At 72.2% G+C, this 20,217-nt stretch carries 21 protein-coding genes and 2 pseudogenes; 14 read left to right on the plus strand and 9 right to left on the minus strand.

The genetic code is table 11. From position 1 onward, the window contains the following. Positions 1 to 6: 6 nt before the first annotated feature. From KBX34_RS34455 to KBX34_RS21375, 3 genes and pseudogenes are all read right to left on the minus strand, one after another. Positions 7 to 666 (minus strand): annotated as a pseudogene (locus tag KBX34_RS34455) (MFS transporter); the annotation flags it as partial. 218 nt (positions 667 to 884) lie between these two features. After that, positions 885 to 1,130, minus strand: a complete 246-nt coding sequence (locus tag KBX34_RS21370; RefSeq protein ID WP_210926529.1) for a flavin reductase — start codon at positions 1,128 to 1,130, stop codon at positions 885 to 887. Then, complete coding sequence (locus KBX34_RS21375; RefSeq protein WP_210926531.1) at positions 1,130 to 1,447, minus strand: hypothetical protein; 318 nt, start codon at positions 1,445 to 1,447, stop codon at positions 1,130 to 1,132. The genes KBX34_RS21370 and KBX34_RS21375 overlap by 1 nt, the downstream gene beginning before the upstream one ends. A gap of 207 nt (positions 1,448 to 1,654) precedes the next feature. Here KBX34_RS21375 and KBX34_RS21380 point away from each other — a divergent pair. The 5 genes and pseudogenes from KBX34_RS21380 to KBX34_RS21400 all read left to right on the plus strand — a co-directional run bounded on the left by KBX34_RS21380 (position 1,655) and on the right by KBX34_RS21400 (position 4,320). Continuing rightward, positions 1,655 to 2,411 (plus strand): annotated as a pseudogene (locus tag KBX34_RS21380) (DUF5753 domain-containing protein). Then, entirely contained in the window at positions 2,402 to 2,593 is a 192-nt protein-coding gene (locus tag KBX34_RS21385) for a DUF397 domain-containing protein (protein ID WP_088948198.1), read from the plus strand. The pseudogene KBX34_RS21380 and the gene KBX34_RS21385 overlap by 10 nt, the downstream one beginning before the upstream one ends. 193 nt (positions 2,594 to 2,786) lie before the next feature. Continuing rightward, positions 2,787 to 3,302 carry a DUF2087 domain-containing protein gene (locus KBX34_RS21390; RefSeq protein WP_210926532.1) on the plus strand — a complete coding sequence of 172 codons (516 nt, stop codon included), beginning with the start codon at positions 2,787 to 2,789 and terminating at the stop codon, positions 3,300 to 3,302. A 51-nt stretch (positions 3,303 to 3,353) separates the two neighbouring features. After that, positions 3,354 to 3,830, plus strand: coding sequence for a MarR family winged helix-turn-helix transcriptional regulator (locus KBX34_RS21395; protein ID WP_099853537.1), 477 nt, complete (start codon positions 3,354 to 3,356; stop codon positions 3,828 to 3,830). Positions 3,831 to 3,906: 76 nt separating this feature from the next. After that, positions 3,907 to 4,320, plus strand: coding sequence for a DUF6069 family protein (locus KBX34_RS21400; protein ID WP_210926533.1), 414 nt, complete (start codon positions 3,907 to 3,909; stop codon positions 4,318 to 4,320). On the opposite strand, the gene KBX34_RS21405 is transcribed toward KBX34_RS21400, so the two are convergent. After that, positions 4,317 to 4,973: a TetR/AcrR family transcriptional regulator gene (locus KBX34_RS21405; protein WP_307871460.1), complete on the minus strand. Its 657-nt coding sequence runs from the start codon at positions 4,971 to 4,973 to the stop codon at positions 4,317 to 4,319. The genes KBX34_RS21400 and KBX34_RS21405 overlap by 4 nt on opposite strands. Positions 4,974 to 5,067: 94 nt before the next feature. On the opposite strand from KBX34_RS21405, the gene KBX34_RS21410 reads away from it, so the two are divergent. From KBX34_RS21410 to KBX34_RS21425, 4 genes are all read left to right on the plus strand, one after another. After that, entirely contained in the window at positions 5,068 to 6,186 is a 1,119-nt protein-coding gene (locus tag KBX34_RS21410) for an NAD(P)/FAD-dependent oxidoreductase (RefSeq protein ID WP_210794027.1), read from the plus strand. 52 nt (positions 6,187 to 6,238) lie between these two features. Then, positions 6,239 to 6,733 (plus strand): GNAT family N-acetyltransferase, encoded by a 495-nt coding sequence (locus tag KBX34_RS21415; protein WP_307871461.1) that lies wholly within the window; start codon positions 6,239 to 6,241, stop codon positions 6,731 to 6,733. A gap of 102 nt (positions 6,734 to 6,835) precedes the next feature. Then, positions 6,836 to 7,261 carry an Hsp20/alpha crystallin family protein gene (locus tag KBX34_RS21420; RefSeq protein WP_088951751.1) on the plus strand — a complete coding sequence of 142 codons (426 nt, stop codon included), beginning with the start codon at positions 6,836 to 6,838 and terminating at the stop codon, positions 7,259 to 7,261. A 67-nt stretch (positions 7,262 to 7,328) separates the two neighbouring features. Further along, a complete protein-coding gene (locus KBX34_RS21425; protein WP_210926534.1) occupies positions 7,329 to 8,327 on the plus strand; it encodes a tyrosine-type recombinase/integrase in 999 nt (332 codons plus the stop codon). A gap of 28 nt (positions 8,328 to 8,355) precedes the next feature. Here the strand turns inward: KBX34_RS21425 and KBX34_RS21430 are convergent, their stop codons facing one another. After that, positions 8,356 to 8,727: a VOC family protein gene (locus tag KBX34_RS21430; protein WP_141909420.1), complete on the minus strand. Its 372-nt coding sequence runs from the start codon at positions 8,725 to 8,727 to the stop codon at positions 8,356 to 8,358. A gap of 77 nt (positions 8,728 to 8,804) precedes the next feature. On the opposite strand from KBX34_RS21430, the gene KBX34_RS21435 reads away from it, so the two are divergent. Then, positions 8,805 to 9,650 (plus strand): LLM class flavin-dependent oxidoreductase, encoded by an 846-nt coding sequence (locus tag KBX34_RS21435; protein ID WP_210926535.1) that lies wholly within the window; start codon positions 8,805 to 8,807, stop codon positions 9,648 to 9,650. A 39-nt stretch (positions 9,651 to 9,689) separates the two neighbouring features. Here KBX34_RS21435 and KBX34_RS21440 read toward each other — a convergent pair whose 3' ends face one another. Then, positions 9,690 to 11,393, minus strand: a complete 1,704-nt coding sequence (locus KBX34_RS21440; RefSeq protein ID WP_210926536.1) for an acyl-CoA dehydrogenase family protein — start codon at positions 11,391 to 11,393, stop codon at positions 9,690 to 9,692. Between the two features lie 146 nt (positions 11,394 to 11,539). On the opposite strand from KBX34_RS21440, the gene KBX34_RS21445 reads away from it, so the two are divergent. The 3 genes from KBX34_RS21445 (at position 11,540) to KBX34_RS21455 (ending at position 16,415) form a co-directional block, all read left to right on the plus strand. Further along, complete coding sequence (locus KBX34_RS21445; RefSeq protein ID WP_374223712.1) at positions 11,540 to 11,998, plus strand: hypothetical protein; 459 nt, start codon at positions 11,540 to 11,542, stop codon at positions 11,996 to 11,998. Further along, positions 11,985 to 13,187 (plus strand): low temperature requirement protein A, encoded by a 1,203-nt coding sequence (locus tag KBX34_RS21450; protein WP_210926537.1) that lies wholly within the window; start codon positions 11,985 to 11,987, stop codon positions 13,185 to 13,187. The genes KBX34_RS21445 and KBX34_RS21450 overlap by 14 nt, the downstream gene beginning before the upstream one ends. Positions 13,188 to 13,307: 120 nt before the next feature. After that, positions 13,308 to 16,415 carry a BTAD domain-containing putative transcriptional regulator gene (locus KBX34_RS21455; protein ID WP_210926539.1) on the plus strand — a complete coding sequence of 1,036 codons (3,108 nt, stop codon included), beginning with the start codon at positions 13,308 to 13,310 and terminating at the stop codon, positions 16,413 to 16,415. Here the strand turns inward: KBX34_RS21455 and KBX34_RS21460 are convergent. Then, on the minus strand, positions 16,403 to 16,936 hold the full coding sequence (locus tag KBX34_RS21460) for a calcium-binding protein (protein WP_210926541.1): 534 nt from the start codon (positions 16,934 to 16,936) through the stop codon (positions 16,403 to 16,405). The two genes, KBX34_RS21455 and KBX34_RS21460, sit on opposite strands and share 13 nt — an antisense overlap. A gap of 199 nt (positions 16,937 to 17,135) precedes the next feature. Between KBX34_RS21460 and KBX34_RS21465 the strand changes: the two genes are divergently transcribed. After that, complete coding sequence (locus KBX34_RS21465; RefSeq protein WP_210926543.1) at positions 17,136 to 17,984, plus strand: hypothetical protein; 849 nt, start codon at positions 17,136 to 17,138, stop codon at positions 17,982 to 17,984. Between the two features lie 61 nt (positions 17,985 to 18,045). Here KBX34_RS21465 and KBX34_RS21470 read toward each other — a convergent pair whose 3' ends face one another. After that, positions 18,046 to 18,762: a thymidine kinase gene (locus KBX34_RS21470; RefSeq protein WP_210794035.1), complete on the minus strand. Its 717-nt coding sequence runs from the start codon at positions 18,760 to 18,762 to the stop codon at positions 18,046 to 18,048. Between the two features lie 56 nt (positions 18,763 to 18,818). Beyond that, positions 18,819 to 20,210 (minus strand): MFS transporter, encoded by a 1,392-nt coding sequence (locus KBX34_RS21475; protein WP_210926545.1) that lies wholly within the window; start codon positions 20,208 to 20,210, stop codon positions 18,819 to 18,821. Between the last annotated feature and the right edge of the window lie 7 nt (positions 20,211 to 20,217).

Here is a 20,217-nt window from a genome sequence, read left to right on the forward strand (position 1 = left end):
CAGGTAGCCGATTCCCGCTCTGGCCTGTCGCAGCAGGGACGGTTGGTGCCCATCGCCGGTGGCCGCCGGTAGTGACGGGAGCGTCGCGAGCAGCGCGGCCGAGAGCAGGAACGACACGGCGTCGACGAGCAGCAGACCACGCACTCCGACCACCGGGAACAGCGCTGCGGCGATGAGCGGGCCGACCGCTTCCGCTGTGTTGGCGCCGAACCCGACTGTGGAGTTGGCGGTCTCCAGGTCACGGTCGGCAACCAGTGCGGGCACCGCTGCCCGGGACGCCGGTTGGAAGATCTGCGAGGCGGTCGCGCGAATCGCGACGAGGGCCAACAGCCCCGGCAGCGGAGGCAGGGTCAGCACGATGACCAGCAGGACCCCGGCTTGGACGAGTTCGCAGACGATCATCAGCCGGCGGAGATCGAGTCGATCGGTGAGGGCGCCGGTGAAGGGACCCAAGAGGGACGGCGCGAAATCTCCGACAAGCAACAGCAGGGAGATCGCCAGTGCCTGGCCCGTCGTCTCGGCGACGTGGAACATCAGCGCGACAAGGCCGAGTGAATCACCGGCGTACGAGACCAGCCGTCCCGAGAAGAGAGTTCGGAAGGGCCTGTTGCGGCGAAGCAGTTGGGTGGGACGCAGCGACGAGGTGCCTGCCGCTGCGCCTGGCATGTCGCATCCCCTCCACCGTCGCCATACCGATCACGCTCAGCGCGGTGTGCCACCGATGCGCGGGGTAGGTGAGCTGCGAGCAGTGCCGTTCACCGACCGGCCTCTGGGTGAACATAACGAGTCAAGCGTCGGCGAGCGCGTGAATAATGCCGTGCGCGAGCGGCGGCCGATGCACCAAGGTTTTCGCTGCCGTCGGCCTCCGACGCGGGGCGTGTGGCTCAGCGGGCTTCGGCCCAGCCGACGAAACGCGGGGTCAGATCGGGCAGCGCGACGCCCGGGTTCAGCGCAATGAGATCGGATTCGGCTGCCTCCTGAAGCTTTGCCAGGTGACTCAACAGGCCCGGCCGATCCTCGCGGTACTCGCCGAGGAGGCGCAGCTTCGCGGCCGAGCACGGCCACAGGATGCCGCAGACCGGGCAGCGCCACGCTGGCCGCAAGGGGGAGTGCTTCGGTCGCTCGGGCATCAGACGACCTCCACCGTTTTGACAGGCCGGATCGGTGCGAGCGAGCGGGCGTCCCCGGAGGAGCGGGGGGCCTGAACCTGCACCTGCACGCCCGCACGCATTACGAACAGCTCGCGCCGGGCGACCGCCTCGCCCTTCTTGCCCAACTCGTACGCGTCGAGCCAGAGCCAACCGTCGTAGGTGTGGCGATCGGGCAGCTCGCGGATGACCCGGACGACGATCGGCTTCATAAATTGGACGCTCGCGGCGGTGGTCAAGCGGATCACGTCCCCAGCCCTGAGTACTGGGCGGGCTTCTTCTCCGTCCTCGTCGGACACGGCTTTCCCCCTGATCGACGTGTGGGAAGGGGCCGCCCCCGTGAGTGCTCGCTCAACGGAGGCGGCCGCGCTACGAACGCGTCCGCCGGGTTCGGGTCCCCTGCCGGCCGCGCCGTCTACAGAGCACCTTGCCGGGGGTTGCTGGACAAATACACAGCGTTATCTAATCTCTTCAAGGCAGTTGGTTTGTTCCAGGGGAGGGACGGCATGAATCACGCCTTTGTCGCAGCGCTGGCTGGGGCGGGTCACACCGCCGAGAGCCTCGCAGGTCAGATCGGTGTGCACCCGAAGACCGTCGCCAGGTGGGCAAACCCGGGTCACATTCCCCAGAGTCGCCATCGCTCGACCGTCGCAAAGCTCCTGGCAAAAGATGCCGACGCACTTTGGCCGGATGTCGTCCGTCGCCGCGAACCGGTGTGGTTCCGGCCGTGGGTCGACCTCGAACGCGAGGCGGTGACGCTCCGGTCGTTTCAACTCGCGTGGGTGCCCGGACTGCTCCAGACGGAGGCGTACGCGCGGGCGACCCTGGCGGGCGGGGTGCTGGCACCGGACGCGGTCGCCGAATTCGCCGAGGCCCGAATGAGCCGCCAGGCGATCCTGAGTCGTGACGGCGGACCGCTGCTGATCGCGGTGCTGGACGAGGGGGTGCTGAGGCGACGACCGCGCGTTGATGGCGTCGCAGCTCGCGCGCCTGCTTGGCTTTGCCGAGATGGGCAGCGTTCAGCTCCACATCGTCCCGTCGGACGCGCCCAGCTATCCCGGGCTCGACGGACCATTCACCATCGCCGACATGCCGGACGGATCGCGGGTCGCGCACGTCGACAGCCCCGCCCAGGCGCAGATCCTCGACCAGATGTCGGACCTTGTTAGCCTGGAGCGGCGGTGGGAGCGTATTCGCGGAGAGGCACTGCCCCGAGGACGTTCCGTGGACCTTCTGAGAGAAGCGGCAGCATCATGGACCTGACCGGCGCGCGGTGGCGGAAGAGCACGAAGAGCGGCGGCAACGGCGGTGACTGCGTCGAGGTTGCCGACAACCTTCCCGGCGTGGTCCTCGTCCGCGACACGAAGGACCGCGACGGCGCGACACTGGCCTTCAGCCCGCAGTCGTGGCGTGGCTTCGTGACGATGGCACGCGACGCCGACTGACTGACCACCTCGCGGGACGGATCCCGGCGCTGGTCTCAGCGGGAAGCGACGGGTGCGACCGGTTGCGGTTGCGGGGTCGCTGGCCAGGTGAGTCGGCGTACGCCGGGGACGAGGGCCGTGCCCGCGCAGGAGGCGAGAACCAGCGGAAAAATCGCGTGGCGCCTCGCGTACAGCTGATGCGAGGGTGACCGGCGTGACTGCGCATGCTCTGGCCGGAACCCTGGCCGACGACGGACGGCGACGGATCTTCGCAGCGATCGTGCTGGGTGCAACCAGCGCGACGGAGGTCGCCGAACGGATTGGCCTGCCGGCGCGGGTGGTGCTCACCGGGGTCCGCCGGCTCGCCGACGCGGGTCTCGTCGCCGGCGCGGACGGCTCGCTGGCGGTCGACGAGGCGTCGCTGCGGGCGGCCGCCCGCGACAGTCGCCCGGCCGACGACGCGGAGCCCGACGCCGACCCGGTGCTGCGGACCTTCCTGCGCGCGGGCGTCCTGGTGGGTCTGCCGGCGCAGCGCAGCCGACGGAGGGTCCTGCTGGCACATATCGCCGAGCGGTCGTTCGATCCGGGCACCCGCTATCCGGAGCGCGCCGTCGACGACGCGCTCAAGGCGTGGTGCGCGGCGGGCGGGTCGGATCACGCGACGCTGCGTCGGTACCTGGTCGACGAGCGGTTGCTGACCCGCGAGCACGGCATCTACCAGCGGCCCTGATCGTCCGCTTGGCGAACGTCTCGTCGCGGAGGATCTTGCTAGCCTCGGCGCATGACCTCCTGCACGCCCGCTGATGGCCCCCCGGATCTGTTGTTCCTGCTCTCCTGGGCGAGTCACGCGCTGCAGACCGAACACGCCGCAGGGTTGGCCGAGCTCGGCATCTCGCCGCGGGCGCACTACGTGTTGGCGCAGGCGCGCACCGGAGACCTGACCCAGCGGCAGATCGGCGAGCGGTGCGGCGTGGACAAGACCACGATGGTCGTCACCCTCGACCAGTTGGAACGTGCCGGGCTGGCCGAGCGTCGCCCCGTGCCGACGGATCGGCGCGCCCGGCTGGTCGCGGTGACCCCGGCGGGGGAGCAGGTCCTTCTGCGGGCGCGGCAGGTGGTCGAGCGCATCCAGGAGGACCTGCTCGCGACCCTTCCCGAGCAGGATCGCGAGGTGTTCCTGCGTGCCCTGCTGGCCCTGGTGAACGGTCCGTTGGCCACCAGCTCCCCGTACGCGCCAGGTAGCCGCTCGGGCTGTTAGTTCTGCAAAAGATAGTTCCGAACAAGACTATCTGTTACGGTCGTACTCGTTCGTTTCCCCTGAACGAGGAGCCGTCATGAGTGCTGCCGCCGTCACGACCCCCACCACCTCGACCCTGCGCCGCCGCGCCCTCGCTGTCGGCGTCGCCGTCGTGGCCTGCCTGGCCATCTGGTCGATCGGCGCGCTGGCCGGGGTCGACTACACCGTCGAGAGTCCGGGTCAGCCCGCCACGGTCATCGGTGCGGGCGCGATCTTCGTGGTCGCCTTGGGCGCTGCCCTGCTCGGCTGGGCGGCGTTGGCCCTGCTGGAGCGGTTCGCCCCACGGGCCGCCCGTCCGGTCTGGATCTCGCTGGCCGTCGCGGTGACCCTGCTGTCCCTCGTCCCCCTGGTTGGTGTCGAGGCCACCGGCGGTGCCAAGCTGACCCTCGGTGCGACACACGTGGCCGTGGCGGTCGCGCTGATCGCCCTGCTGCCCCGCCCTCGCCGCTAAAGGGCCGGCGGTCGGGTGAGTTTGGCGGCCACGGCGTCGAGGACCCAGTCCAGGCCCGTCGCGAAGGATGTTTCGGCGTCCACGTCTGCGCCGTCGTGCACGGCCCTGGTCAGCGCCGGGAAGCGGCCCGTGGCCAACATTTTCGTCAGGTGCGGGCCGGAGGCGCGCTGCCATTCGTGTTTGGACAGGCCCGTGACGCGCTCGGCCCGCAGGTTCGCGATCTCGCGCCTGATCGCGCCGGTGAGGTAGGAGCTGACGGTTTCCACGGCGCGCAGAACGGTGTCGATGTCGGCGAAGCCGTCGAGGGCGGCCAGCTTGGCCTCGGTCACGGCCATGCCGTTCGGGCCCAGGGTCGGACGGCCGCCGAGCAGGTCGGCCAGCCAAACGTGGCGCAGAGCGGCCTGCCTGGTGCGGTGGGCGAGGACGCGCAGCGCCTCTCGCCAGTCACCGGGCTGCTCTGCGGGGAGAATCTCGGCGTGGACCTCGTCCACCATGAGATCGAACAACTCCTGCTTGGTGGAGATGTACCCGTACAGCCGCATCGGGCCGGCGTTCAGCCGGGCGGCGACCTTGCGCAACGACACCGCCTCCAGCCCGCCCTCGTCGGCCAGCGCGATGGCGGCGGCGACGATCCGCTCGCGGTCGAGCGGCACGGGAGCATTCGACGGCTCGGGCCGGTCCCACACAGTCAATGGTCACCACCGTTCTGTTGCTGTGCATCGTACGAGGGGAATACAGTGTATCGCCATGAGACACCGTATCGCCGTGGTCGGGGGTGGCCCCGCGGGCCTCACCTTCGCCCGTGTCCTGCACCGCCACGGCCACCCCGTCGCCGTCCTCGAACGCGATCCCACCCCAGACGCCCGCCCCCCTGGCGGCACGCTGGACCTGCACGAAGGACTGGGCCAGCTGGCACTGGACAAGGCGGGGCTGCTGGCAGAGTTCCAGGCGCTGTCTCGCCCGGAGGGGCAGGCCATGCGCATCCTGGACGCTGCTGGGACCGTTCTGCGGGACTGGCGACCCTCTCCGGATGAGCAGGCCAATCCGGAGATCGATCGCGGGCAACTCCGCGATCTGCTGCTCGGCTCCCTCGACGTGCGGTGGGGTCGAGAGGTCGTGCAGGTGGTGCCGGGGACCGAGGATGGCGTACTGGTTCATTACGCGGACGGGGGGCAGGAGACGTTCGACCTCGTGGTGGGCGCGGACGGCGCCTGGTCCCGGGTCCGCCCGGCGGTCTCGCCGGTGACGCCGCAGTACACCGGTGTCACCTCGGTCGAGACCTCCCTCGACGACGTCGACACCCGCCACCCTGACCTCGCCCAGTTGATCGGCGACGGTTCGGTGGCCGTGTACGGCGTGAACCGATCTCTCGTCGCCCAGCGCAACAGCGGCGGTCACGTCAAGGTGTACACCAAGTTTCGCGCGCCGCTGGACTGGCACGCGGAGCTGGACCTGGCCGACGTCGAGGCCGCGCGATCGGGCATTCTGGCGCTGTTCGACGGCTGGGCCCCTCCCGTCCTCGACCTGCTCGGCCACGGCACCGCCTTCGTCCACCGCCCCTTCTACGTCCTGCCCGTATCCCACACCTGGGCCCACGTCCGCGGGGTGACGCTGCTGGGCGACGCCGCCCACCTGATGCCACCGTTGGGGGCGGGCGCGAACCTCGCGATGCTCGACGGTGCCGAGCTCGCGGAGTCCATCGCCGCCGACCCTGAAGATCTGGACGAGGCCGTCCGCGCCTTCGAGGAACGGATGTGGGCACGGGCCAGCAGGTGGGCGACGATCACGACGGCCGGTCTGGAACGCCTCGTGAGCCCGGATCCGGCCGAAGCCCTCGCCCTCTTCGACCAGGTCCAGCCATCCTGACCGCCAGGACCGACCGGGATAATGCCGTTGACCGGGCGGTGATGATCGACTGGTGACCGTCACCGCCCGAGCAACCTGGACGACCAGCGTCAGCCGACCCGACCAGCCCGACGCGGTGCTGCTGCTGCGCGAGTACATGACCGAGATGGTGGTGCGCTACCACCGCCGCCCGGCCCTGCCCGGCGAGGTCGACGAGGCGCTCGCGGAGATGCCCAGCGACGACCTGACCAACGCGAGCGGGTTGCTGCTGCTCGCCCACCACGGCACCGACCTGGCCGGGTGCGCCGGGCTGCGCTGGCACTCGGGCTGGGCCGAGCTGACCCGGGTGTTCGTCCGACCCGCGCATCGTGGCACCGGTGGGGGTGCCGCGTTGCTGACCGCCGTCGAGCAGCACGCACGGGCGGCCGGAGCGCAGGCGATACGGCTGGACACCCGCGCCGACCTGGTCGAGGCCCGCGCCCTGTACGCCCGGCACGGCTACGTCGAGATCCCGGCGTACTCGCACGGCCCCTACGCCGAGCACTGGTTCGAGAAGCGGCTGGGTTGAGCGGTTGACGCTCGCCGGCGGATGCGCTAAATAAGAAGAGGAAGTTGAGTCACCCCGGCTCAACTCATCACCTTCGGCCAGGAGAACCGAGGAGGCATGACCATGTTGATGCGTACCGACCCGTTCCGCGAGATCGACCGGCTCGCCGAGCAGTTCTTCGGTACGGCGGCCCGTCCCGCGATGATGCACCTTGACGCCTACCGCGACGGCGACCACTTCTACGCGGCGTTCGACCTGCCCGGCGTCGACCCCGACACCATCGACTGCACCGTCGAGCGCAACGTGCTCACCGTCCGGGCCGAACGTCGCCGACCCTCCGGAGACGGCGTCGAGCTGGTGGCAGCCGAACGTCCGATGGGCACGTTCACCCGGCAGCTGTTCCTCGGCGACACTCTGGACACCGACAAGCTGGAAGCCGGCTACGAGCACGGGGTGCTGACGCTGCGCATCCCCGTCGCCGAGCGTGCCAAGCCGCGCCGGGTCACCATCACCGCCAACGGCGACGGGCGTCGACAGATCAACGCCTGATCATGGTGTCGGGTGGGATCGGCGCGCCTGCACGCCGATCCCACCCGAAGCTGAGAACCTTTTTCACATGGTGTTCTCCGACGCTCCGGTGCTGGCCCGCCCGTCCGCGCCTCCCGCGTTGCCGAGTGGGCCGGTCGAGGTCACCGAGGCGTGGCTGCGTAACCGGCGGTTGTCCGAGCACACCCGCGACGCGTACCGGCGCGACGTCACCGGCTGGCTCACCTGGTGCGCCGGCCGGGACCTGGACCCGCTGCGGGCGACGTTCCTGCACGTCAACGAGTATGCCCGGGCGTTGGAGTCCACAGTCGCCGCCCGCAGCGGCCGGCCGCTGACCCCGGCGACCGTGGCGCGACGGCTCTCCGCGCTGTCCAGTTGGTACGACTTCCTGGTGAAGCTGGGCGCGGTGGCGGCCAACCCGGTCGCCGGCGCGGACCGGCCCCGCGTCGACCGGGACCACTCCGCCACTCTCGGGCTCACCCCCGAGGAGGTGGACGCTCTGCTCGGCGCCGCCGACGCGGATACGGGCGCGACCGCCCTGCGCAACCGGGCCGCGATCGCTCTCCTCGCCGATCTGGGCCTGCGCGTCGGGGAGCTGATCTCGCTGGACCTGACCGACCTCGGCACCGAACGCGGACATCGCAGCGTGCGTTTCGTCGGTAAGGGCGGCAAGCAACGCCGTCGGGCCCTCACCCCCGGCAGCGGGTACGCCGTGGACGCCTACCTGGCCCAGCGGGCCGCCGCCACCGGTGTGCCGGTGACACAACTGACCGGGCCGCTGCTGGTCACCGCCAGCGGTGCCCGGCTGGACCGGCACTCGGTGTTCCGGATGGTCCGCCGGCTCGCCCGGGCCGCCGGCATCCCGGCCTGGGCGAAGCTGTCCCCACACTCCCTGCGGCACGCCTTCGCCACCACCGCCCGCTCGGAGGGCGTGCCGCTGGAGGACGTGCAGGACGCGATGGGGCACGCCGACCCGCGCACCACCCGCCGCTACGACCGGGACCGGCACAATCTCGACCGTGACCCGGCCTACGTGGTGTGGGCGGCGCGGACCCGTCGGAGCAACTGAGCCGCAGCATCCGCCCCCGGCGTGCCGCTCAGCTCTGCGGTCGGGGGCAGATGCAGAACGGCTGCCCGATCGGGTCGAGAAGCACCACCCACCGCTCGCCGCCGGGCTGGAAGTCCGGCTTCGAGGCGCCCGCCGCGACGAACGTCTCCTCCGCCGTGGCGAGGTCGTCGACGTACAGGTCCAGGTGGTAGCGCTTGTCGCCCGACGGGTCCGGCCAGGACGGCGGACGGTAACCCTCGACCAGCCCGAAGCCGATGGAGACACCACCGGAGCTGATCATCGCGTAGTCGGGTTGGCTGTGGGTGATCTCCCAGCCGAGCGCCTGGTGGTAGAAGGCGGCGTGGCCGGCGGGGTCGGAACTGTCGAGGTTGACCATGGCGAGGTCCGCAGAGGCTGTCACGCCAGCAGTATGCCGCCGGGGCCCGACAAGCCCGCGTGACCGACACACGCGTCAGACCCCCGTCCTAGGGTCGGCGGATGAGACATGGCCTGGAGATCTCCTGTGGTGGCGCCGCCATCCCGGTGTCCGCTCTGGTGGAGTTGGGTGAGCTGGCCGAACACGCCGGCTGGGACGGCGTGTTCCTGGAGGACTACCTCATCCACTACAGCGGGGACGAGCCGTCCACCTACGACCCGTGGCTGGTGCTCGCCGCGATCGCCGGACGCACCGGGCGGGTGCGGCTGGGCACCACGGTCACCGCGCTGCCCCGGCGCCGCCCGGCGAAGCTGGCGCGTGAGGTCCTCACCCTCGACCACCTCAGTGCCGGCCGCGCCACGGTGGCGGTCGGCGTCGGAGACCCCGGCGACCGGGGGCTGGCCGCGTTCGGCGAGCAGACCGAGCTGTCGGTGCGCGCCGCGATGCTCGACGAGGGCCTCGACCTGCTGACCGGGCTGCTCAGCGGTGAGCGGGTCAACCACCAGGGCACCCACTACCGCGCCGACGGGGTGGCGCTGCGACCAGCGCCGGTGCAGGCACCCCGGGTTCCCGTCTGGGTTGGCGGCAGCACCCAGGCCGCAGCGGTGCGTCGCCGCGCGGCCCGCGCCGACGGCATCGTTCCGTACAAGCTCACCGACACCGACACATGGTCCGACTTCACCCCCGACGAGGTACGCGAGCTGGTGAACGCCCTGCCACCGACCCGCGCCGACGGCCAGCCGTTCGACGTGGCGATCGGCGGCCGGCGCCGCCGACCCGACGAACGTGCCGAACGGGCGTACCTCGAAGACCTCGCCGCGGCCGGCGCCACCTGGTGGCTGGAGTTCGTCCCGGTCGGCGATCCGGCGGCCATGCGCGCCGCCGTCGCCCGCGGGCCCCTGCGCTGACACGGGGTCAGGATGCGGCGAGCACGGGTCGTCGGGCGTTCAGCAGAGCAGATCCAGGTGGTGGTGGGCGTCCTCGGCGATCTCCTCGTGCCGCAGCCAGCGGCGCGCCCACAGCCGGGCGGCCAGTGCCGCCTGCTCGTCGCCCCACGCGGCGTGCTCGACGAGCAACGCGGTGGTCAGCGCGTACGCCAGGCGCAGTGCCAGGCCACGCGCCCCGGCGAGCACCGCCGGTGAGCCCGGGTCGGCGGTCACCGAGGTGATGGTGTCGCCCAGCTGTGCGGCGGCGCCGGCCAGGGTGTCGGCCAGCACCGGCGACAACGGGCGGGCCAGGTCGACGGCGGCGGCGAGCCGGGCCAGCAGCGGCGCGCCAGCGTCCTCCCGGGTCAGCGCGCGCAGCACGTCCAGCGACAACACGTTGGTGGTGCCCTCCCAGATCGGCAGCACCTGCGCGTCGCGCAGCAGCCGGGGCACCCCCGTGTCCTCCACGTAGCCGGCCCCACCGAAGCTCTCCACGTACTCGCTGGCGGAGCTGACCGCCAGCCGGCCGGTGGCCAGCTTCGCCAGCGGCGCCACGATCCGCAGCTCCGCCGCGGCCTCCGGGTCGGCGCCGACCTCGACCCGCCCGAGCAGGGCGAAGGCGTGCCCGGCCAGGGCGAACGCCCCGGCCGCGTCGACTGCCAGGGTGCCCAGGGTGGCCCGGTGCAGCGGCGAGGACGACAGCGCGCCGCCCGCGACGTGCCGCACGTCGGCGTACGCCCGGGCGTAGGCGAGACCGCGTCTCATCCCGCCCGCCGCCGCTGCGGCGTTGTGCACCCGGGTCACCACGACCAGGGTCATCGCCCGGACCAGGCCGGGCACCGCCGGGTCGCCCAACGGCACGGCGTACGCGTCGTGCAGACCGATCTCGGCGGTGGGCAGCGCCCGGGTGCCGAGCTTGTCCTTGAGGCGGTGCACGGTGACGCCCGGTGCGGGTGCGCCCGGCGCCAGCCCGTGGGCCAGCGGGGAGTCGACCGCGTAGCGGGGAACCAGGAACGGCGCGAGCACCCGACTGCCGCGCCCGGAGCCCTCCGGTCGGGCCAGCGCCACCGCCATCGCCGCGTCGGCGGCCGAGCAGAACCACTTCTCGCCGGTCAGCCGCCACGAACCATCCACCGCTGGTCGGCCGATCGTGCTGGAACGGCCCAGGTCGGAACCGCCCTGCGACTCGGTCATCCACTGCCCGCTGGTGATCGCCACGGTCGGGTCCGTGGAGATCAGCCGGGGCAGCCACGCGTCGCGGACGCCGTTGTCCACCTCGGGCAGGCTGAGCAGCGCCGCAGCCCCGTCGGCCATCGCCACCGGGCAGGAGAACGTCGCGGACTCCGGCCCGTACAGGTGGAGCAGGGCGTGTTGCACCACCCGGGCGGCGGCACCCCAGGTGCCGCGCGCGTCCGGCAGGTAGGGCAGCGCGACCACGGCGTGCCGGGCGGCGGCGGCCCGCTGCTCCTGCCAGCCGGTGGACGTGTCGATCCGGTCGACCCGCGCGCCCCACGGGTCGTAGCGGACCAGCGTCGGCGGGTGCGCCTCCGCGTCGGCGTGCGCCGCGCGCAACGGCCCGGCAACGTCCGCGGCCAGGTCGGCGAGACGGCCCTTGGCGGCGGCGTGCCCGGCCGGGCCGAGGTGACGCTCCAGCCAGGACCGCAGCAGGCCATCACCGGCGTACGGGTCGACGGGGGGTGGTACCGGCTGCACGAAGCGGCTCATCGATCGGCTCCTGGCACTGCTCGGGGGTGTGCGCCGACGGTAGACGATCCGTGGCCGACGCGAACAGGGCACACCCACTCACCGGGGGCACCCAGTTTCCGACTTGTCGTACCTCGGTGCGACCACGTTCTCTACGGTCGGTAGTCGTGGGTGCCGGCCAGTCGTGGAGCCGACCGGCCCGGCGCAGCCGCCCGATGCGCACCGGGTTGGCGTTCGCCGGGTTCGGGGTGGCGCTGTGCTGCGTCGGGGTGGCCGGACTGGCCGCCTGGAACCTGCAGACCGTCCGTCAGGCCGCCGGCCCGATCCGGGAGACCGCCGACGGGTTCCTCAACGAGGTGAGTCTCGGCGACAGCGACAGGGCGTACGACCGGCTCTGCGAGGACGCGCGCACCCGGTGGAGCGCGATCGGCTTCACCAGTTGGGTGCGTACGCCGCCGATGGTCACCGACTACGAGATCACCGACGTGTCGGTCACGACCCGCAGCGGACGACCGCAGGGCACGGTGACGGTGAAGCTGACCCGCGACGGCGGGCTCAGCGAGGAACGCCGACTGCCGGTGGTCCGCGAGGGCGGCGACTGGCGGGTGTGCGGTGACCCCTTCTGAGCCGCTGGCCGTTCGGCCGAAGCGGCAGTGGTTGCTGCGCGAGCGTCGGGGGGTGGAGCCGACCACGTCGACGGAGCTCTTCTTCGACCTGGTCTTCATCTTCACGATCACTCAGTTGTCGCACTACCTGATCGAGCACCCGGACTGGCGTGGCGCCGCGCGTACCGCGTTGCTGCTGGCGCTGGTCTGGTTGGTGTGGATCTACACCGCTTGGGGGACGAACTGGCTGCGACCCGACCAGGCGCCGGTGCGGGCGCTGCTGATCGCGCTGATGCTGGGCAGCCTGTTGCTCTCGGCGGCGATCCCCGAGGCGTTCGCCGGCGCCGGGCTGGTCTTCGCGCTCGTCTACGCGACCCTGCAGGTGGGCCGCACCGTGTTCGCGTTGTGGGCGGTGCAGGGCCACCCGTGGCTGGTCGACGGGTTTCAGAAGGCGCTGCCATGGTTCGCCGTGACCTCATCGCTCGTGGCGGTCGGCGCGGTGGTCGGCGGGGCTTTCCAGGAGGCGCTGTGGGCGGCGGCGATCGTAATCGAGGTGATCGGCCTCTCGACCGGGTTCCCCGTGCCCGGTCTGGGCCGCAGTCCCGCTGAGCGGTGGATGGTGGAGGGTGGGCACCTGGCCGAGCGGTGCCAGGCGTTCATCCTCATCGCCCTGGGTGAGTCGATCCTGGTCACCGGGAGCACACTCGCGCAGCACCTGGACCTGACGATGTCCGGCGCGTTCGTGCTGGCGTTCGCCGGTTCGGTGGCGCTGTGGTGGGTGTACTTCGCCCGGTCCGCCCCGGCGGCGGCGGAGGTCATCGCCCGCGCCGGCGAGCGCACCGGCGCGTTGAGCCGGCTGGCGTTCAACTACCTGCACCCCGTGATGGTCGCCGGCATCATCGTCACCTCGGCGGGCGACGAGCAGCTCCTGCGCGAACCGGGTGCTCCCGCCACACCGGCCGCCGCACTGTTCACCCTGGGCGGCCCGGCGTTGTTCCTGGCCGGGCACGCCGCCTACAAGGCGGTGCTGTGGCGGACCCTGCCGACAAGCCGGATCGCGGCGGTGGTGCTCCTGCTCGCACTGGTGCCGTTGTGCGTGGGACTGGGAGCCACCGTCGCGGTGTGCGCCACGCTGGCGTTGGTGGTGACCGTCGCCGTCATCGTGGCCGACCGGTTCCGCGTACGGCGAGGCGTCCCGCAGCCGTCCTGACCGGCCGCACTGCGTCGGTTCTCGGACAACGTCACCGCAGGTGGGCCCCCGGGTGGTTAGCGTGGGTCACCGGCCCTCCGGGTGACCTTCCGCGGTGCTCGGACGAGCGGAGGCGACGCGATGGCAACCGAGCAGCGGTCCCGACCACGGCGGTGGCTGATGCTGGTGGCCGCCGCCGGGTACGGCAAGACCACCGTCCTGGAGACCGTCGGCGGGGACGAGCCGACGGCCTGTCACCGGGCGACGGACCTGATCGACGCGGCGACGCACACCAACAGCCCGCCAACGGGCACCCAACCGCCAATCCGGGTCGCCGTGGACGAGGTGTCCGCGCTCAGCGGGGACGACCAACTGGCCCTGGTGCGGTGGTTGGGCGCGCTGCCGGGTCAGCCAGCGGTGACGCTTGCCGCCCGACACCCCCTGGCCGACGCGGCGCTGAGCGCCTGCGCCGGGCCCGTCGTGCACCGCGGGCCGGAAACCCTCGCCGTCGGCCGGGACGCGGTCGCCCGGATCCTGCGCGACGAACACGCAGTGCCCGACAGCGACCTGGCCTACCTGGTGTACGAGCTGACCGCCGGCTGGCCGGCGTGGGTGCACCTCGCTGGCGACGCCCTCGGCCGGCAGGGCGTCGGCCGGCGGGAGCTGCTCGCGGCCCTGACCGAGCCCGGCACCGCCGGTGGGCACTTCGCCCGCGACGAGATCCTCGCCGACCTGCCCGCGCAGGTGGCGGCTCTGCTCGGTCGCGTCCACCACCTCGACCCGATCAGCGCGCCGCTGTGCGTGGCCGTCGACGCCGACACGCCAGCCGACGTCACCGCGCAGGCGCTGCGCTGGGCGACCGGCACCGGGTTGCTGATCGCCCATCCCCGCCGTCGGGCCGGCCACACCTCGTCGACTGTGCAGCTGGTCCGGGTCCTCGCCGCGGTGCTGGCCCAGCAGGCGGGTCGGCCGGACACCTCAGGACGTCGCAGGCTGTACGCGGCCGCCGACTGGTACCTCGCCAACGCGTACCCGATGGCGGCGGCCCGAGCCCTGCACGACGCGGACGACACCGGGCGGTGCGCGGAGCTCTTCGCCAGCCACGGCGAGGGCATGCTCGCCGGTGGTGGTGCGCCGGACGTCACCGACCTGATCAGCGCGTTACCGCAGGCCGAGCAGAACCCCGACCTCCAACTGATCTTCGGCGACGCGTTGCGGATGTCCGGCTCGGTGACCTGGGCGTCGAGGGTCTTCGCCGCGCTGCTGGCCCGGGCCGACCACGACCGCCGCTGGCCGGCCCGGCTGCTCTGGCGGGCGGCGATGGTGCCGTACCTGCGGACCGACTACGCCGGCGCCCTGGCGGTGCTCGACCGCGCGGGCGCACCACCGACGCTCACCCCACCGGGTCCCGACGACGTGCTGCTGCTGGCCTGTCGCGCCAGCACCCTCGCCCAGCTCGGCCGGGTCGACGACGCGGTCGCCGCCGGTGCCCGGGCGCTCGCCGCCGCACACCAGCTCAACGAGGACACCCCATTGGCGGCGGCGCACATCGCGGCCGCGCTGACCTCGTCCGGCACCCGCCGCGACGAGCACCTGGCCGAGGCGCTGGCGGCGGCGGAACGCGCGGGTGACCTGGTCCAGCAGGCACGGGTCCTGGTCAACCAGGCGCACTGCCTGCTGCGCGAGGCCCGATACCCGTCGGCGCTGGCCACCGCCGTACGGGCGGTCCGCGCGGCGGAACTCGCCGGCCCGCCGGGAGTGCTGGTGACCGCCCTGCACAACGCGGGCGAGGCGCTGGTACGCCTGGGCCGCTACGACGAGGCGACGCTGCACTTCACCCGGTCCAAGCTGGTATCCCAACGGTTGGGTTTGAACCGGGCTGCCGCCGGGGTCTACGGGTTGGCCGAGGTCAGTCGCCGCCTCGGCCGGCGGGAGGAGGCATTGGCAGCGTTCGCCGAGGCCGCTGAGCTGGCCCGTGACGTGGGGGACCTCCAGGTGCGCATTCCGGCGTTGGCCGGTCTGGCCCGGCTGCGCTGCGAGGGCACGGGCGCCGACCTCGCTGCCGCTCGTGCCGCGGCCGACGAGGCGCACCGGTTGGCACCGGCGTTCCTGCTGTCCTGCGCGCTGGTCGCGACGGGTTGGGTGGCGTACGCCGGGGGTGATCTGGGTCTGGCCCGGCGGCGGGCGGCCGAGGCGGTCGGAGCGGCCCGCACCGGTCGGCAGGCCGACGCGTTGGCGGAGGCGTTGGAACTCACCGCGGCGGTCGCCGCCGAGCCGGACGCGAGTCGAAGCGCGTTGCTGGAGGCCGGCGCGATCTGGCAGGCGGCGGGTGCGGGACCGGCCGCCGAACAGACAGTCGTCCGGCTGGGCCGTCTCCCGGGTGCCGACGCCGCGCAGCGGTCGGCGGCGCGGTTGGCCGCCGACCGGCTGCTGGCGCTCGGCATCGAGACGGTCGACGGGCGGGCGTTGGCCGAGACGCCCGCCGACGCGGACACCGTCGAGGTGCGGGTGCTCGGCCGGTTCGAGGTCGTCGTCGGTGGGCGGGACGTCCCGCTGCCGGCGTGGCGGTCCCGGCAGGCCCGCACGCTGCTGAAGATCCTCGTCGCCCGGCGCGGTCGTGCCGTCGGGCGGGGGGAGCTGTGCGAGCTGCTCTGGCCCGACGACGAGCCACGGCGGACCGCACACCGCCTGTCGGTGCTGCTGTCCGCCGTGCGTGCCGTGCTCGACCCGTCCCGCCGGTGGCCCGTCGACCGGTACGTCCGCGCCGACCTGACCGGTGTACGTGTCGACCTGACCCGGGTGGTCGTCGACGCGGAGAACCTGCTCACCGCCGTCCCGCGGGCCGAGCGCCTCGCCCGCGACGGTGACCCGGCGCGGGCCCGCGAGCTGCTCGCCGAGGTGGACGCCGCCTACCGGGGGGACGCCTTCGCCGACGAGCCCTACGCGGACTGGGCCGACGGGCTGCGGGAACAGGCCCGCGCGGTGTGGTTGCGGGCACTGCGTGACCTTGCCCGGCGGTACCGGAGCGACGGTGACGCCGACCGGGCCGCCACCACCCTGGTCCGGCTGCTCGACGCCGACCCGTACGACGAGTGGGCGCACCAGGCGCTGGTCGGGACACTCGTCGGTGCCGGCCGGCACGGGGAGGCCCGGCGTTCGTTCGAGAGGTGGGCCGGGGCGATGCGTACGATCGACGCACCGCTCCCGGACCCGGGTGTGCTGCGGGCAGGGGCTGGTCAGCAGGCGTAGAAGTTCTCCTGGCCCGCGTCGGTTAGCACGTACGAATAGAAGATCGCGCCGGGGTCGGCCGTCTCGTCCTCCGCGCAGGTGTCCACCCCGGGCCCACCGTCGAGGGTGTCACCGCCGGGCCCCGTGACGGTGTCGCCCGCCACCCCGATCAGCAGGTCGGCGCCGTGGGAGCCGGAGAGGACGTCGTTGCCTTCCAGACCGGCGAGCAGGTCGGCGCCGGCGCCGCCGGCGATGAAGTCCCCGCAGCCCTCACCATAGATGGTGTCGTCACCACCGCCGCCGTGGATCGTGTCGACGCCACCGCCGCCGTAGATGGTGTCGTTGCCACCGAGCCCGTAGATCTCGTCGGGCCCGCCACCGCCGAACAGGGTGTCGTCGCCCTCGGTGCCCATGATCGGGTCGCCGTCGGTGGTGGCGCACGGGTTCGCGTCCGGGTCGGCCTGCGCCGCGGCGCCGCCCACGCCAACCAGTGTGCCGCTGAGCAGGAGGGCGGCCAGCACCGCCGCCACTCGGGTACGCATGATGAAACCTCCTGTTCGTGGACCCGTGAGGAGTCCGGTGACGCCGCGCTGACGTCACCGGCACTGTCGCAGCCGCACGTCATCGTGGCGTCAGTACGCCGAGCGCGGTCGCCGTGCTGACGCGCTCCTGACGACCGTGCGGAGTCTGGGCCCAACGCCGTCGTCGACAGTCGACGAGGCAGTGCGGAGGGAACATCCGATGAAGCGGAAACTGGCTGGTCTGGCAGTGCTGACCGGCATGGCGGCGGCCACGACGCTGCTCGCACCGACGACCCCGGCGCAGGCGTCGGTGGGCCTGTACCGGGTCGCCGCGACCAGCGTCCTGGACGCGACGAACGCCAAGACGATGGCCATCTCGTGCAACGGCGTCGACCAGGTGGTCGGTGCCGGCGGACGGATCAACGACGGTCAGGGTGACGTCCTGATGACCCGCGTCTACGCCGACGCGACCCTGCACACGGTCACCGTGCTCGGCGTGGAGGCCAACGCCACGAACGTGCCGTGGTCGGTGGACGCGTTCGCGGTCTGCGCCCCGGCCGGGGCGGTGGCCGGCCTGCAACTGGTCACCACCACCTCGGCGAACAACGCCCTCGACAAGGTGGGCATCACCGCCGTGTGCCCGCCGGGCAAGAAGACCTTCGGCGGTGGGTACCGGATCGACAACGCCAACGCCGCGGTGGCGATCGACGAGCTGGCGTTCACCTCGGCGCTCGGCTCGGTGTCGAGCACCGCGTACGTGTTCGGCGCGCCGGGCAACTTCACGTTGCAGACCCAGGCGTTCTGCGCCACCCCGCTGCCGGCGATGGCGTTGACGGAGGCGACGAGCGCGTTCAACGCGAACTCGCCGAAGTCCGTGACGACGCTGGCCTGCCCTGCGGGGTCGCAGACCGCCGGGGTCGGCGCGGTGTTGACCGGGCTCACCGGGGACGGCTCGGTGGCGACGTTGCTGCCCAAGCCGGCCCTGGACACCGCTGAGGCGACCGGACGGGAGATCGTCGCGTTCGCCGGGGCGTGGAACGTCAGGGCGCAGCAGGTCTGCGTGGGTTGATCCACCCGTACGACGGCCGGCCGTCCCCAGCACGGGGGCGGCCGGCCACCGCGTCGACGCCTCAGTCGCGGGGGCCCAGGTCGCCCGAGCGGTAGTGCCGGCGGCACAGCACCTGGTAGCGCACGTCGGCGGTGTCGACGGTGTCGCCGATGACGACCTGGGCGCCCTCGCGAACCACCCGCCCGTTGACGACCCGGGCGTTGAGCAGCCCTTCCCGGCCGCACCAGCAGAGCACCTCGACCTGGATGCGGGCCACCTCGTCGGCCAGCTCGAACAGCCGCTGCGTGGCGGGGAACAGGCAGGACCGGAAGTCGGTGGCGAGGCCGAAGGCGAACACGTCGACGTCGTAGCTGTCGACCAGCTCGGCCATCTGCTCGACGTGGTCCACCGTGTAGAAGCACGCCTCGTCGCAGATCAGGTAGTCCACGCGTACGCCGTCGGCCCACCGGCCGCGGACCAGGGCCCGCAGGTCCAGGTCGTCGGTGACCTCGATGGCCTCGTGGGCCAGCCCGATGCGGGTGGTGACCTGCGGGCCCAGCGACCGGTCGATGCGGGTGGTGACCAGCCCCCGACGGCCCTGCCGGGCGTGGTTGTAGTTCATCTGCAACGCCATCGTGGACTTGCCGCAGTCCATCGGCCCCCAGAAGAACTTCAACGCCGCCGCGTGCACCGGACGCCCGTCGAGCCCGCGCGCAGCCGCGCACCCGGCCGGAGCGTGCGGCTGGCCGGGGAACGGGTGGGCCAGGCAGGTCGGGGCAGCGGCGGCGTCGTCAGTCACGGTCGGGCAGCCTAGCCGATCGACCGCCTCTGATGTGTCGGGTGCGGGACGCGTGCTCAGAGCACCCGGGGTGGCGTGTTGCCCGCGGCGACGATGGCCCGGCGGATCGGCACGGCCGCGAGGAGCAGGAAACCGACCACGAAGAAGATCAGCAATGAGACCAGGCCCACCCGGTAGGAGGAGGTGAGCTGGAACACCAGGCCGAAGGCGAGCGGCCCGAGCCAGCTGGTGCCCTTGTCGCTGATCTCGTAGAAGCCGTAGTACTCGCCTTCCTTGCCGGCCGGGATGAGCTGGCTGAACAGCGACCGGCTCAGCGCCTGGCTGCCGCCGAGGACCAGGCCGATGGCCGCGCCGAGGACCATGAACGGCAGCGGCGCCTCGGCGGGGAGCCGGAACGCGGCGATGATCACACCGGTCCAGAGCACCAGGCTGAGCAGCACTGTCTTCCAGGCGCCGATGCGCTTGGCCAGCGCGCCCAGGCTCAACGCGCCGCCGAAGGCGAGGAACTGCACCAGCAGGATCGTGATGATCAGGGTGCTCTGCTCCAGGCGCAGCTCTTCGGTGCCGTACTGGCTGGCCAGGGTGATGACGGTCTGGATGCCGTCGTTGTAGACCAGGAACGCCAGCAGGAAGTACAGCGTCAGCGGGTATGCCTTGACCTCGCGCATGGTGCGGGCGAGTTGCCGGAACCCGTCGGTGAGCACGTTGCCGCCGCTGGTCAGGGCCGCGACGCTGGGGCGCTCGCGCAGCCAACGCAGCGGCACCAGGGTGAACAACGCCCACCACACGCCGGCGGACACGATCGACCAGCGGGCCAGGTCCAGGGTGCGTTGCGGGTTGTCGCCCTCGTCGAGCAGGGTGATCGCGACGAGGTTGAGGGCCAGCAGCAGGCCGCCGCCGAGGTAGCCCAGCGCCCAGCCGCGACTGGAGATGCCGTCGCGTTCGTCGGGGCCGCCGAGCTGCGGCAGGAACGAGTTGTAGACCACGATCGCGGCGCCGAAGGAGATGTTGGCGACCAGGAAGAGCGCCCCGCCGAGCAGGTAGCGGTCGCCGGTGACGAAGGCCATCGCGATGGTGGCGCCGGCGCCGGTGAACGCGGCTCCGCCGAGCAGCCGCTTCTTGTGCGCCGAGCGGTCGGCGATCGCCCCGATGACCGGCAGCACGAACACGGTGAGGAACACCGACAGCGAGATCAGGTACGGGTAGTAGGACCCGGCGGCGATCTTGATGCCCAGTGGGTAGACGGAGCCGTCGCAGGAGTCCGCGCCGAGTTCGCAGCCGGCCGCCAACTCGGCGACGGTGGTCAGGAACGGGCCGAGGAACACGGTGATCACGGTGGTCTGGAACGCGGAGTTGGCCCAGTCGTAGATGTACCAGCCCCTGCGTTCCCGGCGGGTGCTCGCCGGAGGCGGGGTGTCGTCCACCGTGGGGGTCACGGTCTCGGCCATCGGGGGT

It is taken from the genome of Micromonospora sp. M61 (assembly GCF_018070245.1).
In the GTDB taxonomy this organism is placed as follows: Bacteria; Actinomycetota; Actinomycetes; order Mycobacteriales; family Micromonosporaceae; genus Micromonospora; species Micromonospora zamorensis.

What these genes read in the sequence shown, in the direction of transcription:
- KBX34_RS21370 (WP_210926529.1), bottom strand. Translation starts at nt 1,130, where the DNA reads ATGCCCGAGCGACCGAAGCACTCCCCCTTGCGGCCAGCGTGGCGCTGC.
- KBX34_RS21385 (WP_088948198.1), top strand. Translation starts at nt 2,402, where the DNA reads ATGGACCTGACCGGCGCGCGGTGGCGGAAGAGCACGAAGAGCGGCGGC.
- KBX34_RS21395 (WP_099853537.1), top strand. Translation starts at nt 3,354, where the DNA reads ATGACCTCCTGCACGCCCGCTGATGGCCCCCCGGATCTGTTGTTCCTG.
- KBX34_RS21400 (WP_210926533.1), top strand. Translation starts at nt 3,907, where the DNA reads ATGAGTGCTGCCGCCGTCACGACCCCCACCACCTCGACCCTGCGCCGC.
- KBX34_RS21410 (WP_210794027.1), top strand. Translation starts at nt 5,068, where the DNA reads ATGAGACACCGTATCGCCGTGGTCGGGGGTGGCCCCGCGGGCCTCACC.
- KBX34_RS21420 (WP_088951751.1), top strand. Translation starts at nt 6,836, where the DNA reads ATGTTGATGCGTACCGACCCGTTCCGCGAGATCGACCGGCTCGCCGAG.
- KBX34_RS21425 (WP_210926534.1), top strand. Translation starts at nt 7,329, where the DNA reads ATGGTGTTCTCCGACGCTCCGGTGCTGGCCCGCCCGTCCGCGCCTCCC.
- KBX34_RS21435 (WP_210926535.1), top strand. Translation starts at nt 8,805, where the DNA reads ATGAGACATGGCCTGGAGATCTCCTGTGGTGGCGCCGCCATCCCGGTG.
- KBX34_RS21440 (WP_210926536.1), bottom strand. Translation starts at nt 11,393, where the DNA reads ATGAGCCGCTTCGTGCAGCCGGTACCACCCCCCGTCGACCCGTACGCC.
- KBX34_RS21455 (WP_210926539.1), top strand. Translation starts at nt 13,308, where the DNA reads ATGGCAACCGAGCAGCGGTCCCGACCACGGCGGTGGCTGATGCTGGTG.
- KBX34_RS21460 (WP_210926541.1), bottom strand. Translation starts at nt 16,936, where the DNA reads ATGCGTACCCGAGTGGCGGCGGTGCTGGCCGCCCTCCTGCTCAGCGGC.
- KBX34_RS21465 (WP_210926543.1), top strand. Translation starts at nt 17,136, where the DNA reads ATGAAGCGGAAACTGGCTGGTCTGGCAGTGCTGACCGGCATGGCGGCG.
- KBX34_RS21475 (WP_210926545.1), bottom strand. Translation starts at nt 20,210, where the DNA reads ATGGCCGAGACCGTGACCCCCACGGTGGACGACACCCCGCCTCCGGCG.